We start from the raw sequence: 11,769 nt of genomic DNA on the forward strand, positions 1-11,769 counted from the left end.
TCATGTATAACTTAAAATACCTTTTAAGAGAAATAAAACTCCTGCAACAACTAATACTAGAGCAGCAAACCAAGCTTGTAAATCTTTTGAATTGGAAAATAAATCAACATTTTTTCTAAAAAAACCATTATTTACTTTATATAACCATTTTGAGTAAACAAGACCAATAAGGAAACTCACAAATGGTAAAATAATGTTCTGTATCATGGCTTTTGCTTAGAGTTTCATTAGAATTATTCAGTCAAAGCATCCCATCCGCGGGCTTTTAAAGCAATTTTTGTGTTGGCACGTGTTACAAGATGTATTCCTTCATTTTCTTCTGCCATGTGACCGATAACAGAGAAATTCGGATTTCCTTTTATTTTGTCAAAATCATTAATGTCAATTGTAAATAAAAGCTCATAATCTTCACCGCCGTTTATGGCAACTGTTGTACTGTCGATATTAAATTCTTCGCAAGTAGAAATAAACTGCGGATCTAATGGTAATTTGTCTTCATATAAATTACAACCCACTTTTGATTGCTTACAGATATGGATAATCTCAGAAGATAATCCGTCTGAAATATCAATCATTGAAGTTGGTTTTATATCTAAAGCATGAAGTAAGGTGCGAACATCTTTTCGTGCTTCAGGTTTCAATTGGCGTTCTACCAAATAAGTATAAGGATCTAAATCTGGCTGATTGTTTGGGTTAACCTGGAAAACTTGTTTTTCACGTTCTAAAACCTGCAGTCCCATATAAGCAGCGCCTAAATCTCCGGTTACAACTAGCAAATCAGTTTGTTTGGCTCCGTTTCTGTAAACCAATTCATTTTCATCAGCTTCTCCAATTGCTGTTATACTGATAATTAATCCTTTTTGAGATGAAGTTGTGTCTCCGCCAATAACATCAACTTTATATTCTTTTGCTGCGTGCGTAATTCCTGCAAACAATTCTTCTAGAGCTTCAAGTGGGAAACGATTAGAAACTGCAACCGAAACCGTAATTTGAGTTGGTTTTGCATTCATCGCACAAATATCAGAAACATTCACTACAACTGCTTTGTATCCTAAATGTTTTAAAGGCATGTAAGCCAAATCAAAATGAACTCCTTCAATCAGTAAATCGGTAGAAACTACTACTTTTTTGTCCTTAAAATCAAGAACAGCCGCATCATCGCCAATACTTTTCAAAGTAGATTCCTGAGTAACGTCAAAGTTTTTGGTTAAATGGTCAATTAAACCGAATTCGCCTAATTGAGCTATACTAGTTCTCTGCTGATTTTTATCTTCAATCATTTCTGTTAAGTTCCAAAGTTATTAAGGAGCAAAGGTACAAAGGTTTTTTTTAAAGATGCTAAGATTCTGAGATACTAAGGTTCTAAGTTTTTTTTGTATCAGATTTACATTGCTGTCTAAAAAATCAATTGCCTCCTGCTTTAGCTGGAGGCCAGCTTAATGCAAACATAAAAAGGCTTTAGCCGAACATTAACGTTTTGGCTAAAGCCTTTTTTCATAATCCTTCTTCCCCTAGCTAAAGCTGGAGGTAATTCAAAAAAACAAATTAACACAGTATCTCTATGGTAGTGCGTTTCTACGGCATAAAAAAATATTTTAAAATTTATTTTTTGCTGCTGACAAACTGTTGTCACCGGCCCATTTTACTTTTGAAGTATTAAAAATATTTAAACTTTAAAACCATGAAAACATTAGAAGCACAAGTTATTACTTCAGAAGATTTATTGAAACACTGGCAAGGGCATAGAGCACTTACACGTCGTTTAATTGAGATTTTTCCAGAGAAAGATTTCTTTGAATTTTCAATTGGTGGAATGAGACCTTTCTCAAAATTGGTAGATGAGCTTTTGGCTATTGCAGTTCCAGGTTTAAAAGGAATTGTAACGAAAGAAACTGCACCATTTGCAGAAGGAACTGAAAAACTAATTTTCAAAGCACAATATCTTGAAAAATGGGATGAAGCTACCGCAGAAATCAATAAATATTGGGAACAATTATCAGTTGAGGATTTTAGCGAAACCTTTAATCTTTTTGGACAATATGAATTTCCTGTAATTCAGAATATCTTATATTTTATTGATAATGAAGTGCATCACCGTGGACAAGCTTACGTTTATTTAAGAGCATTAAATATCGAACCGCCATTTTTCTGGGAAAGATAATTGATAATTTTTTACTAACTTAATATCAGAAATCTAAAATTAAGACTATGAGTTTAAAGAAGATAATGGCCAATTTTGCAGATTATAATTTATGGGTAAACCAGCAATTTGTAAACTGGCTTTCGCCAAAAGCAGATGAATTGCTTTATACTGAAGTTCAATCGAGTTTTTCTACTATCATGAAAACGCTAGATCATATCTGGTCTACTGAAGAATATTGGTTTTCGGTAATTTCTGAAAATGAAATGGCAGAAAAAAAGACAGAAAGCGAATTGTCAAAAGAAGAAATATTTGCTGGATTATTAAATTCGTCTACAAGATTGAAACATCTTATCAATTCATTGTCAGAAGAAGATTTGATGAAAGAAGTAAAAATTACAAATCCGTGGTTTGAATGCGAATTGCCAATTTCTGAATATTTAATTCAAGTAATCAATCACGGAACTTATCATCGAGGCCAGATTGTAACAATGGGACGAAATATCGGAATTACAGATGCTTCAAACACCGATTATAATTTCTATAATGTTATAAAACAGAAATAAATGAAAAAACTCCTGAGATACTACTCTCAGGAGTTTTTTTATAAAAGTCTCTTTCTGTTAATTTCCAATAATTCCAAGACATTGGTTTTTAATATTTCAGGTTCAAGAATTTCTGCATAATCTCCAAACATCAAAAACCATCTCGGAAAAGCATTATTGATATCTCTGGACATAAAAGTCATTTCGATTTTTTCTCCTACATCTTTTTGAGAAATAAAGCCATGATATTTTCTTTCGGTTGCTAAATATCGCGCTATTTTGCGGTCAATTAAAATGCGAACTTTTGTTGTTGGACAAGTTTCAGTTTTAGTTAAATAGGTTTCCAGTGCATCGTGTTCAATTGTAAAATCTACATCTGTTTTTTTAATTCCCTGAATCCTATCGGTTCTAAATTGTCTGTAATCTTTTCGAAGATGGCAATATCCGAGAAAATACCAATTGTTATTATCATGAAAAACGCCGATTGGTTCAAGATTGCGCTGCGTTGTTTCGTCTTTATCAAAAGTTTTATAGGTTAAAAGAATTTGCTTTTTCTCAGCAATTCCTTCAAAAAGAACAGCCAAAGTGTTTGGCGAATTATCATTAAACATCGGTTCTGCGGTCTGCATCACGATTTTTGATTCGATAGTCGAAAGGTAATCTTTATCAGTACTCCTTAAAACTGATTTCAGTTTGTACATCGCCGACGCATAATGTGTTCCCAAAGAAGGATCGGTAAACTTTTGCATTAATTTTTCGGCAGCAATAAAACTGCTCACTTCTTCGCGAGTAAACATAACCGGCGGAAGTCTATATCCGTCCATTAAAGCATAACCAACACCTGCTTCACTATAAATAGGAACTCCAGACGCTTCCAAAGTTCTGATATCTCTATAAATCGTTCTCAAACTGCACTCAAAACGATCGGCCAATTCTTGCGCTTTTACAATCTTTTTAGATTGCAATTGAATAAGAATGGCAACAATTCGGTCAAATCGTTTTGGGGTTTCGTCGAGCATTTTTTTAAAGATTCTAAGGTTCTGAGTTGCTGAGATTCTAAGTTTTTTGCTGATGCAAAGATTCAAAGATACAAATGTAAAAACTAAAGAGAATTAAAAAACCTGTTCCAAATTGAAACAGCTTTTACTTTATAGGGCGAATGAATTTAAACATTTTTTTTGCATCTTTACAGAATTATAGTATTAAATTTTAAAATATCGAATGAAGCTTCCTTTTGAGCCAGTTATTTTTGGTTATGAAATTAATATCCATTTAGTTCTAGAATATTTGGCATTTTTTTTAGGATACCGATATTATGTTTTTTTGAGAAAAAGAACGAATGATACTATTGTTTCCACAAACAGGTTATCGATTATTTTGGGTGCAGCAATTGGTGCTTTTTTGGGTTCTAGAATTATGGGATTTTTAGAAAATCCTGTTTTTCATCTAGATGCAAGATCAATTTTGGAACTATTTAATGCAAAAACAATTATGGGAGGATTGTTTGGCGGATTACTAGGAGTTGAAATTGCTAAGAAGATTATTGGTGAAAAAGAATCATCGGGCGATTTATTTACTTTTCCAATTATTCTAGGAATTTTTATAGGCAGAGTTGGCTGTTTTTTATCTGGAACCAATGAGTTTACGTACGGAAAAGAAACGACTTTTTTTATGGGGATGAATCTTGGAGATACTATTAAAAGACATCCAATTGCTTTATACGAATTAATTTTTCTGATTATTGTGTTTTTTCTTTTGAAAGAATTGAAAACAAAAAATCTAAAAAACGGCTTGCTATTTCAGTATTTTATGATTGCCTATTTTGCGTTTCGCTTTTTTGTAGAATTTTTAAAACCAAATCATTTCCTGATTTTTGGCATAAGTTCAATTCAGATCTTATGTTTAATTTGTCTGCTCTATTATAACAAAACAATTTTAAATTTATTTGTAAAAAATGCCAGTTAGAAAATATACTTATTATGATTTTACATTAAGCCTTTGTCCAGAATGCTTAAAGAGAATTGATGCTAAAATTGTTTTTGAAGACGAGAATGTCTACATGCTTAAAAGATGTCCAGAACATGGAAATTCTAAGGTTTTAATTGCTGACGATATTCAGTATTACAAGAATATTCGAAACTACAATAAACCATCTGAGATGCCATATACTTTTAATACAAAAACGCATTATGGCTGTCCGTATGACTGTGGTTTATGTCCAGATCATGAGCAGCATTCCTGCCTGACTGTTGTTGAGGTTACAGATCGTTGTAATCTAACTTGCCCGACTTGTTATGCAGGTTCATCACCTAATTATGGTAGACACAGAACTCTCGAAGAAGTAAAAGCTATGCTCGATACGGTTGTTAGAAATGAAAAAGAACCAGACGTAGTGCAGATTAGTGGAGGAGAACCAACCATACATCCTGAATTTTTTGAAATTTTAGATTATGCAAAATCAATTCCGATAAAGCATTTAATGCTAAATACAAATGGAATTAAAATTGCAAAAGACAAAGAATTTGTTCAGCGACTAAAAAGCTATTCTCCAGATTTTGAAATCTATCTTCAGTTTGATTCTTTTGAAGATAGTGTATTGCAAGAGTTGCGTGGAGCTGATTTAAGTGAAATACGGAAACAGGCTTTAGAAAATCTAAATGAAGTTAATTTGTCTACAACTTTAGTTGTCACGCTTCAAAAAGGATTAAATGATCATGAAATTGGTAAAATTATTGAGTTTGCACTAAAGCAAAAATGTGTTCGAGGCGTTACATTTCAGCCAACTCAAATTGCGGGCCGATTGGAGAATTTCAATTTAGAAACCGATCGTATGACTTTAACAGAAGTAAGAAGAAAAATTCTGGAGCAGACTACAGTTTTTAATTCAGATGATTTACTTCCTGTTCCTTGTAATCCAGATGCTTTGGTAATGGGTTATGCTTTGAAACTGGGAGACGAAGTTTTTCCGCTAACACGATATATTAATCCGAACGATTTATTAGACAATAGTAAAAACACTATTATTTACGAGCAAGATGAAGTACTTCGTGGTAAAATGATAGATTTGTTTAGTACAGGAAATTCTGTAGAAGTAGCGCAGGAAAATTTGAAATCGATATTATGTTGTCTTCCTAATATTGATGCGCCAGAACTTGGTTATGACAATTTGTTTCGAATTATCATAATGCAGTTTATTGATGCCTACAATTTTGACGTGAGAGCAATAAAAAAATCGTGTGTTCATATTGTCAATAAAGACAATAAAATAATCCCGTTCGAAACAATGAATTTGTTTTACAGAGATGATAAAGTAAAAAGGCTAGAAGAATTAAGAACTAATGTATAAAGCATATGATAAGATTAGAAGTTGGTAATTTAGGTGGTTTAGTCGCATTTTTTATAGCGATTATGGTTGGGCCACCAATTTTGATGGCAATCATTGGTTTTGCAATCAGGAAAAACAGTCCGAATGGAGCAAAGATTTGCTTTATTATTGGAGCGTTATATTTAATTATTGGATTAGGAATATGCGGAACACTTATGTCTTAAGAAAAACCCTCAATAAACTAAATTATTGAGGGTCTTAAAGTATATTATTATAAGTGGATTAAAATCTAAACAATAATCCGAATTTTGGTTGATCGAAGATGTTTTCAAATAAATTGATGTTTAATTGGAAAGTATCTGAAGATGGACCATTTTCTGGAGAAACACTGTTGTATGATAATAAATTAGCAAGAGTAAAAGTAACCGCAATGTTTTTAGTCACGAAGTAATTTAAACCAACATTGATATTGGCTGTTAGACTATTGCTATCATCTGTACCAGTAATTGGACTTTCGTATTTATTTCTGCCGTATCCTAAACCTACTTCTCCATAAGCTTTGAATCGTTTTTTATCGAGTTCCAATACATAGTATCTTGCGAAACCACCGATTCCAAAAATATTAGTTTTTTCATCGGTTGCTTCAACTTTATTGCTAGAATAGCTCACTTGTCCTCCAACGGCAAATTTATCATTAAGAAAATATCCAAATTTGGGATTAAAAGCATAATAGTCTTGATCGCCTCCCGTACTAATTTGTATTGCACCTTCTATAAACATATCGCCATGTGCAAAGGTGATTCCTTTTGCAGAATTCATTTCAGAATTAACCTGATCTTCTTGTTGCGCATTTGCAAAGTAAAAACTAAATAAAGCTAAAATAATTGAAAATTTGGTTTTCATAATCTTACAGTTTTAAAGTTGTAAGATTAAAAATACAATTTTATCTTAAAATTAACTTTAAGTTTTTGTAAAAGCGTTAAAAAACAATCGATTAAGTTAATATTTTTATAAAAAATAGGTTTTAACCTACATTTTTTTAAAAGATCAGAAACGGATTATATTCGAACAAAAAACCCGATAACGAAAGTTATCGGGTTTAATCTATATTCTTGTTTCTTTCTTCTATTTAAAAGAAAAGACTTAGTCATTCAATTTCAAAACAGCCATAAATGCTTCTTGAGGAATCTCAACGTTTCCTACTTGACGCATACGTTTTTTACCTTTTTTCTGTTTTTCAAGAAGTTTACGCTTACGCGAAATATCTCCACCGTAACATTTTGCGGTAACGTCTTTACGAAGTGCTTTAATTGTTTCACGAGCAATAATCTTAGCTCCAATTGCAGCTTGAATTGGAATATCAAATTGCTGTCTTGGAATTAATTCACGCAATTTCTCAGTCATTTTCTTACCGATATTGTAAGCGTTATCTTCGTGGATCAATGCAGAAAGCGCATCAACTGTTTGTGCGTTTAAAAGAACGTCCAATTTAACTAATTTAGAAGTTCTCATTCCAATTGGAGAGTAATCAAAAGAAGCGTAACCTTTAGAAACTGTTTTTAAACGATCGTAGAAATCGAATACAATTTCTGCCAAAGGCATGTCGAAATTCAATTCAACTCTTTCTGTAGTTAAATACGTTTGGTTTGTAATTAAACCACGTTTTTCGATACATAAACTCATTACGTTTCCAACAAAGTCAGATTTTGTAATAATCGTAGCTTTAATAAAAGGCTCTTCAACTCTGTCAAGTTTTGAAGGCTCTGGTAAATCTGAAGGGTTGTTTACAACAATAGCTTTTTCTGGCTCTTTTTTGGTGTAAGCCAAATACGAAACGTTAGGAACCGTAGTAATTACAGTCATATCGAACTCACGCTCTAAACGCTCTTGGATAATTTCCATGTGAAGCATTCCTAAGAATCCGCAACGGAAACCAAATCCTAATGCCGCAGAACTTTCAGGAGTAAAAACTAACGAAGCATCATTCAATTGTAATTTTTCCATTGAAGAGCGCAAATCTTCATAATCTTCTGTGTCTACAGGATAAATACCCGCGAATACCATTGGTTTTACATCCTCAAAACCAGCAACCATATTTGTTGTAGGAACTTTTGCATCTGTAATCGTATCACCAACTTTTACTTCGCGCGCTTCTTTGATTCCAGAAATCAAATAACCAACATCTCCTGCTGAAACTACATTTTTAGGAACCTGATTTAGTTTTAAAGTTCCAATTTCGTCCGCAAAATATTCGTTGTCGGTAGCCATAAATTTAATTTTCTGGCCTTTTTTGATTTCACCATTTACAACTCTAAAGATTACCTCAATTCCGCGGAACGGATTGTAAACCGAGTCGAAAATTAACGCTTGTAATGGTTCTTCTGGATTTCCTTTTGGAGCAGGAATTTTTTCGATAATGGCAGCAAGAATGTTCTCAACACCAAAACCAGTTTTTCCTGAAGCATGAATAATATCTTCTAATTTACATCCTAATAAATCGATAATATCATCGCTAACTTCTTCAGGGTTTGCACTAGGTAAATCGACTTTATTCAAAACCGGAATGATTTCTAAGTCGTTCTCAAGCGCTAAATATAAATTTGAAATTGTCTGTGCCTGAATACTCTGAGCCGCATCAACAATTAATAACGCTCCTTCGCAAGCAGCGATAGATCTTGAAACTTCGTATGAAAAATCTACGTGGCCTGGAGTATCAATCAAATTCAGAATGTATTCTTCACCTTTGTAGGTGTATTCCATCTGAATAGCATGACTCTTAATGGTGATTCCACGCTCACGCTCCAGATCCATGTTGTCAAGCAATTGTGCTTTTTCTTCACGAGCTGTAACGGTTTGTGTTGCGCCTAGTAATCTGTCCGCCAATGTACTTTTACCGTGGTCAATGTGTGCAATAATGCAAAAGTTACGAATCTTCTTCATTTTAGTATATCAGTTCTCTATCGAGTTTTAAGTATTTTTTTGCTGTAAAATGCGCTGTAGCAATCGTTTTAACGTATCTTATCAAGTGGCAAAGATAGCGCAAAGTTTTGGATTCTGGAATTTAGTTGCACGATTTTGAAATTTGAAGTCAAAAAGCTGTTTTTCAGTGTCTAAACGTATCTATTCTATTTAAATTACTGTTTCGCATTCAATCAAAAACTTGAAGAATGTTTGCTTTTATAGATTTATTTCAATTATTGTTTATTGAAAAAATGTTAAAAATGAATTTTAGCCGAGTAATTTGTAAAATTTGTGCGAATAATTGTCGGTTTAATTAAATATGAGTATACTTGTAGTCATTGTAACTATAAGATTGATCAGCTTTGGTTTTTGTATTGTTTTCTTAAAATTTATCTGTGCACTAGATACATCTTCGAAAATGATAGAATGAATTTTACTATTTACTAATTTAACCCCAACAAATTATGAAAAAACAAACTATGCAGCTTGCCGCTAAATTTGGCAGGCTTTCTAACGAAGAAATGAAAAATATAACTGGCGGCGTAACACCCGTTGGCCGATTTACAGTTCCTACAAGTATTTGTGCCTCGGGATATGGTTTGGTGGCAACGGGTTGTCAGGGAACTTCTTATCCTATGCTTGATGGTTATACTTGTGTGTTGACTTGTTTATAGCCAAATTGAATTCAAATAAAAAAGAGACATCAATTATTGATGTCTCTTTGTGTTTTAGAACTCAAAATTAAATCCTTTTTCAGTCAGTTTTTTATAAATATCAGGATCAAATTTGTAGAGTTTTGCTGCTCTGTGTGATACGTCCTGCTGTTTTTCGTCGAGAGCTACTAATAATTTCATGTGCAAAATTTTTCGTCTAAAATTAGATTTATCCAATTCGATTCCTAAAATTTCTTCATACAAATGCATTAGCTGCAATAGAGTGAATTTTTCTGGAAGAAGGTTAAAACCAATTGGAGCCTGACGCACTCGGTTTCGCAACTGCAATAAACTGAAATCAAGAATTTCGTTATGGTCAAAAATCAGCTCAGGAATTTCATTTATCTTGAACCACTTTGCTTCAAAAACTCTTAAACTGGCTTTAATATTATAATCTTCTCTATTGACCAAAGTATAATAGCCAATAGTAACCACGCGTCTTTCTAGTACACGTTGCGGATTTGTAAATGCTTTTAACTGTTCCAAATAGATATTTTCAAGACCCGTAAGTTCCTGTAAAATTCGTTGAGCAGCATTATCTGCGCTTTCGTCTATTTGAAGCCATCCGCCAAGAAGTCCCCATTTGCCTTTACTTTCACCCTCGGCATGCTGTACCAATAGCACTTCGAGACTCTCTTTGTTAAATCCGAAGAAAACACAGTCAATCGTGATTCCGTCTACGGCTGGTTTGTGGTGGTTATTAGTTATTTCAGTCAATTTGTTGTTGTCGTGTTAATATTGTGTATTGAAAATTAGAACTCAAAATTGAATCCTTTTTCAGTTAATTTCTCATAGATTTCGGGATCAAACTTATATAACTGAGCCGCTCTGTGCGAAACATCTTGTTGTTTTTCGTCTAAAGCAACCAACAGTTTCATGTGAAGAATTTTTCTTCTAAAGTTGGGTTTATCCATTTCAATTCCTAAAATTTCTTCATAAAGTTGCATTAATTGCAATAAGGTAAATTTTTCGGGAAGCAGATTAAATCCGATTGGCGTTTGGCGCACTTTACTTCTAAGATGTTTTATACTGTAATCTAAGATCTCGTTATGGTCATAAATTAAATTCGGAATGTTATCAATTTTATACCATTGCGCATCCGAAGCTGTAAAACCTGCTTTAATATTATAATCTTCTCTTTTTACAAGAGCATAATACCCAATCGTAATAACGCGTCGCAGCGGAAAACGATCCGGATCTCCAAATGCTTTCAGCTGTTCCAAATAAATGTTATCAAGACCGGTAAGTTCATTCAATAAGCGGTGAGCCGCATTATCTGTGCTTTCCTTTTTATAAATCCATCCACCCGGAAGTCCCCATTTTCCTTTACTGATACCTTCGGCATGCTGCACCAAAAGCACTTCAAGACTGCCTTTGTCGAAACCAAAAATGACACAGTCAATCGTGATGGCATTCATCGCACTGTTTTCATTTTTTTGAGCAGTTTTGTCGTCTACATTTTCAACCATATATGAGATAAATTTTGACAAATTAAATAAATAAAATGATTATTAGCCTTTTTGAAAGCCTTATATTTTTTTTAACGAAACAAAAAATTGATAATCAAGCTTTTAAAAATAAGTGTGAAAAGCTCTTAAATTCAGAGGATTTCTTAAACGACTGATTGTCAATTTTATAAATCGTTGATTTTTCTATATTTTTTATTTCAATTCTACTTCAGATTTTACAACATTAATAAAAATGGATTAGGATTAATCAGAATCGAAAAAAAATAACCCTAATATTTTGTTAATATAGAAAATTTGTTTTACACTTGTAGTCAAATTTACCATAAGATAAATTCAAATTGACCATAAGCAAAAATAGGACAAACATACACTTAACTTAAACTTACCACAAATGTTTTTTCTAAAAATTGATTTAAATAGCTTTTTGATGAGATTACCATCATCAAATTCTACCAAAAGAATCGATTTTGATGTTTTAGAAATGCTTGTTTTTAAAACGCCTGTTTATAGTCAGCAAGTACTAAATGTTGGAAATGAGATTCAGGCCCTCATTTTTGGCGTGACCTACTTGGGAAGTTTTCCAGATTTCTCTTAGGGTAAGAAAAACTAACTATAA

At 32.9% G+C, this 11,769-nt stretch carries 14 protein-coding genes; 7 read left to right on the forward strand and 7 right to left on the reverse strand.

What is annotated here, in order from left to right:
- Together AAYQ05_RS02670 and thiL are read right to left on the reverse strand one after the other, a co-directional pair.
- Positions 1-207 carry a hypothetical protein gene (locus tag AAYQ05_RS02670; RefSeq protein ID WP_343540970.1) on the reverse strand — a complete coding sequence of 69 codons (207 nt, stop codon included), beginning with the start codon at positions 205-207 and terminating at the stop codon, positions 1-3.
- Between the two features lie 26 nt (positions 208-233).
- Positions 234-1,280, reverse strand: coding sequence for a thiamine-phosphate kinase (gene thiL, locus AAYQ05_RS02675; protein WP_343540971.1), 1,047 nt, complete (start codon positions 1,278-1,280; stop codon positions 234-236).
- Positions 1,281-1,681: 401 nt separating this feature from the next.
- Here thiL and AAYQ05_RS02680 point away from each other — a divergent pair, with 401 nt between their 5' ends.
- On the forward strand, positions 1,682-2,161 hold the full coding sequence (locus tag AAYQ05_RS02680) for a DinB family protein (protein ID WP_177211700.1): 480 nt from the start codon (positions 1,682-1,684) through the stop codon (positions 2,159-2,161).
- Between the two features lie 47 nt (positions 2,162-2,208).
- The gene (locus AAYQ05_RS02685) at positions 2,209-2,706 is read left to right on the forward strand and encodes a DinB family protein (RefSeq protein WP_343540973.1); all 498 of its coding nucleotides are present in this window, start codon (positions 2,209-2,211) and stop codon (positions 2,704-2,706) included.
- A gap of 38 nt (positions 2,707-2,744) precedes the next feature.
- Here AAYQ05_RS02685 and AAYQ05_RS02690 read toward each other — a convergent pair whose 3' ends face one another.
- On the reverse strand, positions 2,745-3,704 hold the full coding sequence (locus AAYQ05_RS02690; protein WP_281634202.1) for a helix-turn-helix transcriptional regulator: 960 nt from the start codon (positions 3,702-3,704) through the stop codon (positions 2,745-2,747).
- Between the two features lie 202 nt (positions 3,705-3,906).
- On the opposite strand from AAYQ05_RS02690, the gene AAYQ05_RS02695 reads away from it, so the two are divergent.
- From AAYQ05_RS02695 to AAYQ05_RS02705, 3 genes are read left to right on the forward strand one after another with little or no spacing between them, the layout of a single operon-like run.
- The gene (locus AAYQ05_RS02695; protein WP_343540975.1) at positions 3,907-4,650 is read left to right on the forward strand and encodes a prolipoprotein diacylglyceryl transferase; all 744 of its coding nucleotides are present in this window, start codon (positions 3,907-3,909) and stop codon (positions 4,648-4,650) included.
- Positions 4,640-6,031 (forward strand): radical SAM protein, encoded by a 1,392-nt coding sequence (locus tag AAYQ05_RS02700; protein ID WP_343540977.1) that lies wholly within the window; start codon positions 4,640-4,642, stop codon positions 6,029-6,031. Before AAYQ05_RS02695 ends, AAYQ05_RS02700 begins: the two co-directional genes overlap by 11 nt.
- Before the next feature lie 5 nt (positions 6,032-6,036).
- A complete protein-coding gene (locus AAYQ05_RS02705; protein WP_281634199.1) occupies positions 6,037-6,234 on the forward strand; it encodes a hypothetical protein in 198 nt (65 codons plus the stop codon).
- A gap of 58 nt (positions 6,235-6,292) precedes the next feature.
- On the opposite strand, the gene AAYQ05_RS02710 is transcribed toward AAYQ05_RS02705, so the two are convergent.
- Complete coding sequence (locus tag AAYQ05_RS02710; protein WP_281634198.1) at positions 6,293-6,913, reverse strand: outer membrane beta-barrel protein; 621 nt, start codon at positions 6,911-6,913, stop codon at positions 6,293-6,295.
- Positions 6,914-7,153: 240 nt separating this feature from the next.
- Positions 7,154-8,950, reverse strand: a complete 1,797-nt coding sequence (lepA, locus tag AAYQ05_RS02715; protein ID WP_343540980.1) for a translation elongation factor 4 — start codon at positions 8,948-8,950, stop codon at positions 7,154-7,156.
- A 500-nt stretch (positions 8,951-9,450) separates the two neighbouring features.
- Here lepA and AAYQ05_RS02720 point away from each other — a divergent pair, with 500 nt between their 5' ends.
- Entirely contained in the window at positions 9,451-9,645 is a 195-nt protein-coding gene (locus AAYQ05_RS02720) for a hypothetical protein (protein ID WP_343540982.1), read from the forward strand.
- Positions 9,646-9,699: 54 nt separating this feature from the next.
- On the opposite strand, the gene AAYQ05_RS02725 is transcribed toward AAYQ05_RS02720, so the two are convergent.
- A complete protein-coding gene (locus AAYQ05_RS02725; protein ID WP_343540983.1) occupies positions 9,700-10,401 on the reverse strand; it encodes an NUDIX hydrolase in 702 nt (233 codons plus the stop codon).
- A 35-nt stretch (positions 10,402-10,436) separates the two neighbouring features.
- The gene (locus AAYQ05_RS02730; protein WP_177211709.1) at positions 10,437-11,153 is read right to left on the reverse strand and encodes an NUDIX hydrolase; all 717 of its coding nucleotides are present in this window, start codon (positions 11,151-11,153) and stop codon (positions 10,437-10,439) included.
- 427 nt (positions 11,154-11,580) lie between these two features.
- Between AAYQ05_RS02730 and AAYQ05_RS02735 the strand changes: the two genes are divergently transcribed.
- Complete coding sequence (locus AAYQ05_RS02735; RefSeq protein WP_343540984.1) at positions 11,581-11,748, forward strand: hypothetical protein; 168 nt, start codon at positions 11,581-11,583, stop codon at positions 11,746-11,748.
- Positions 11,749-11,769: the final 21 nt, after the last annotated feature.

The organism is Flavobacterium movens (genome assembly GCF_039581425.1).
In the GTDB taxonomy this organism is placed as follows: Bacteria; Bacteroidota; Bacteroidia; order Flavobacteriales; family Flavobacteriaceae; genus Flavobacterium; species Flavobacterium luteolum.

What these genes read in the sequence shown, in the direction of transcription:
- AAYQ05_RS02670 (WP_343540970.1), bottom strand. Translation starts at nt 207, where the DNA reads ATGATACAGAACATTATTTTACCATTTGTGAGTTTCCTTATTGGTCTT.
- thiL (WP_343540971.1), bottom strand. Translation starts at nt 1,280, where the DNA reads ATGATTGAAGATAAAAATCAGCAGAGAACTAGTATAGCTCAATTAGGC.
- AAYQ05_RS02680 (WP_177211700.1), top strand. Translation starts at nt 1,682, where the DNA reads ATGAAAACATTAGAAGCACAAGTTATTACTTCAGAAGATTTATTGAAA.
- AAYQ05_RS02685 (WP_343540973.1), top strand. Translation starts at nt 2,209, where the DNA reads ATGAGTTTAAAGAAGATAATGGCCAATTTTGCAGATTATAATTTATGG.
- AAYQ05_RS02690 (WP_281634202.1), bottom strand. Translation starts at nt 3,704, where the DNA reads ATGCTCGACGAAACCCCAAAACGATTTGACCGAATTGTTGCCATTCTT.
- AAYQ05_RS02695 (WP_343540975.1), top strand. Translation starts at nt 3,907, where the DNA reads ATGAAGCTTCCTTTTGAGCCAGTTATTTTTGGTTATGAAATTAATATC.
- AAYQ05_RS02700 (WP_343540977.1), top strand. Translation starts at nt 4,640, where the DNA reads ATGCCAGTTAGAAAATATACTTATTATGATTTTACATTAAGCCTTTGT.
- AAYQ05_RS02705 (WP_281634199.1), top strand. Translation starts at nt 6,037, where the DNA reads ATGATAAGATTAGAAGTTGGTAATTTAGGTGGTTTAGTCGCATTTTTT.
- AAYQ05_RS02710 (WP_281634198.1), bottom strand. Translation starts at nt 6,913, where the DNA reads ATGAAAACCAAATTTTCAATTATTTTAGCTTTATTTAGTTTTTACTTT.
- lepA (WP_343540980.1), bottom strand. Translation starts at nt 8,950, where the DNA reads ATGAAGAAGATTCGTAACTTTTGCATTATTGCACACATTGACCACGGT.
- AAYQ05_RS02720 (WP_343540982.1), top strand. Translation starts at nt 9,451, where the DNA reads ATGCAGCTTGCCGCTAAATTTGGCAGGCTTTCTAACGAAGAAATGAAA.
- AAYQ05_RS02730 (WP_177211709.1), bottom strand. Translation starts at nt 11,153, where the DNA reads ATGGTTGAAAATGTAGACGACAAAACTGCTCAAAAAAATGAAAACAGT.
- AAYQ05_RS02735 (WP_343540984.1), top strand. Translation starts at nt 11,581, where the DNA reads ATGAGATTACCATCATCAAATTCTACCAAAAGAATCGATTTTGATGTT.